General features: G+C 53.5%; 1 rRNA gene. It reads left to right on the forward strand.

Going from position 1 to position 2,811, the window contains the following annotated elements:
* Positions 1-2,743: ribosomal RNA gene (locus tag BN1136_RS18915) — 23S ribosomal RNA — on the forward strand; the annotation flags it as partial.
* Between the last annotated feature and the right edge of the window lie 68 nt (positions 2,744-2,811).

Raw genomic sequence — 2,811 nt, forward strand, 5'->3', positions numbered from 1 at the left:
GGTATCGCTACGTGAATACATAGCGTAGCGAGGCGAACCGGGAGAACTGAAACATCTAAGTACCCCGAGGAAAAGAAATCAACCGAGATTCCCTCAGTAGCGGCGAGCGAACGGGGATTAGCCCTTAAGCATCTTGGAAGTTAGTGGAACGGTCCTGGAAAGGCCGGCGATACAGGGTGATAGCCCCGTACACGAAAACAACCTTGATGTGAAATCGAGTAGGGCGGGACACGTGACATCCTGTCTGAATATGGGGGGACCATCCTCCAAGGCTAAATACTCCTGACTGACCGATAGTGAACCAGTACCGTGAGGGAAAGGCGAAAAGAACCCCTGTGAGGGGAGTGAAATAGAACCTGAAACCGTGTACGTACAAGCAGTGGGAGCCCTTCGGGGTGACTGCGTACCTTTTGTATAATGGGTCAGCGACTTACATTTTGTAGCGAGGTTAACCGTATAGGGGAGCCGTAGGGAAACCGAGTCTTAACTGGGCGTCTAGTTGCAAGGTGTAGACCCGAAACCGGGTGATCTAGCCATGGGCAGGTTGAAGGTTGAGTAACATCAACTGGAGGACCGAACCCACTAACGTTGCAAAGTTAGGGGATGACCTGTGGCTGGGGGTGAAAGGCCAATCAAACTCGGAGATAGCTGGTTCTCCCCGAAAGCTATTTAGGTAGCGCCTCGGACGAATACTACTGGGGGTAGAGCACTGTTTGGGCTAGGGGGTCATCCCGACTTACCAACCCCATGCAAACTCCGAATACCAGTAAGTAATATCCGGGAGACACACGGCGGGTGCTAACGTCCGTCGTGAAGAGGGAAACAACCCAGACCGCCGGCTAAGGTCCCAAAGTTCTGGTTAAGTGGGAAACGATGTGGGAAGGCTCAGACAGCTAGGATGTTGGCTTAGAAGCAGCCATCATTTAAAGAAAGCGTAATAGCTCACTAGTCGAGTCGGCCTGCGCGGAAGATGTAACGGGGCTCAAACCAGGCACCGAAGCCGCGGATTCACGCTAAGCGTGAGTGGTAGGGGAGCGTTCTGTAAGTCTGCGAAGGTGTATCGAGAGGTATGCTGGAGATATCAGAAGTGCGAATGCTGACGTAAGTAACGATAAAGGGGGTGAAAAGCCTCCTCGCCGGAAGACCAAGGGTTCCTGTCCAACGTTAATCGGGGCAGGGTGAGTCGACCCCTAAGGTGAGGCCGAAAGGCGTAATCGATGGGAAGCAGGTTAATATTCCTGCACGACTTGTAATTGCGATGGGGGGACGGAGAAGGCTAGGTGGGCCAGGCGACGGTTGTCCTGGTGAAAGTGCGTAGGTGGTGTTTCTAGGCAAATCCGGAGACACAACACTGAGACACGAGACGAACGCACCACGGTGCGGAAGCCATTGATGCCCTGCTTCCAGGAAAAGCCTCTAAGCTTCAGATTACAAGTCATCGTACCCCAAACCGACACAGGTGGTCGGGTAGAGAATACCAAGGCGCTTGAGAGAACTCGGGTGAAGGAACTAGGCAAAATAGTACCGTAACTTCGGGAGAAGGTACGCTCTTGTTGGTGAAGTCCCTTGCGGATGGAGCTGACGGGAGTCGCAGTGACCAGATGGCTGGGACTGTTTATCAAAAACACAGCACTCTGCAAACACGAAAGTGGACGTATAGGGTGTGACACCTGCCCGGTGCCGGAAGGTTAATTGATGGGGTTAGCGCAAGCGAAGCTCTTGATCGAAGCCCCGGTAAACGGCGGCCGTAACTATAACGGTCCTAAGGTAGCGAAATTCCTTGTCGGGTAAGTTCCGACCTGCACGAATGGTGTAACCATGGCCATGCTGTCTCCACCCGAGACTCAGTGAAATCGAATTCGCCGTGAAGATGCGGTGTACCCGCGGCTAGACGGAAAGACCCCGTGAACCTTTACTACAGCTTGGCACTGAACATTGAACCTACATGTGTAGGATAGGTGGGAGGCTTTGAAGGCGTGACGCCAGTTGCGCTGGAGCCGTCCTTGAAATACCACCCTTGTATGTTTGATGTTCTAACGCAGGGCCCTGAATCGGGCTCGCGGACAGTGCCTGGTGGGTAGTTTGACTGGGGCGGTCTCCTCCCAAAGAGTAACGGAGGAGCACGAAGGTTGGCTAATCCTGGTCGGACATCAGGAGGTTAGTGCAATGGCATAAGCCAGCTTAACTGCGAGACGGACAGGTCGAGCAGGTACGAAAGTAGGTCATAGTGATCCGGTGGTTCTGAATGGAAGGGCCATCGCTCAACGGATAAAAGGTACTCCGGGGATAACAGGCTGATACCGCCCAAGAGTTCATATCGACGGCGGTGTTTGGCACCTCGATGTCGGCTCATCACATCCTGGGGCTGAAGTCGGTCCCAAGGGTATGGCTGTTCGCCATTTAAAGTGGTACGCGAGCTGGGTTCAGAACGTCGTGAGACAGTTCGGTCCCTATCTGCCGTGGGCGTTGGATGATTGAAGGGAGTTGCTCCTAGTACGAGAGGACCGGAGTGAACGAACCTCTGGTGTTCGGGTTGTCACGCCAGTGGCACTGCCCGGTAGCTAAGTTCGGAATCGATAACCGCTGAAAGCATCTAAGCGGGAAGCGAGCCCTGAGATGAGTCATCCCTGACCCCTTGAGGGTCCTAAAGGGCCGTTGGAGACCACAACGTTGATAGGTGGGGTGTGTAAGCGCGGCGACGTGTTGAGCTAACCCATACTAATTACCCGTGAGGCTTAACCATACAACACCCAAGAAGTGTTCAGAGACTTGTAGCAGATACCGAGAACGAATAACTACATGCTCTACTAC

The organism is Aeromonas taiwanensis, from assembly GCF_000820165.1.
GTDB classification, from domain to species: Bacteria; Pseudomonadota; Gammaproteobacteria; order Enterobacterales; family Aeromonadaceae; genus Aeromonas; species Aeromonas taiwanensis.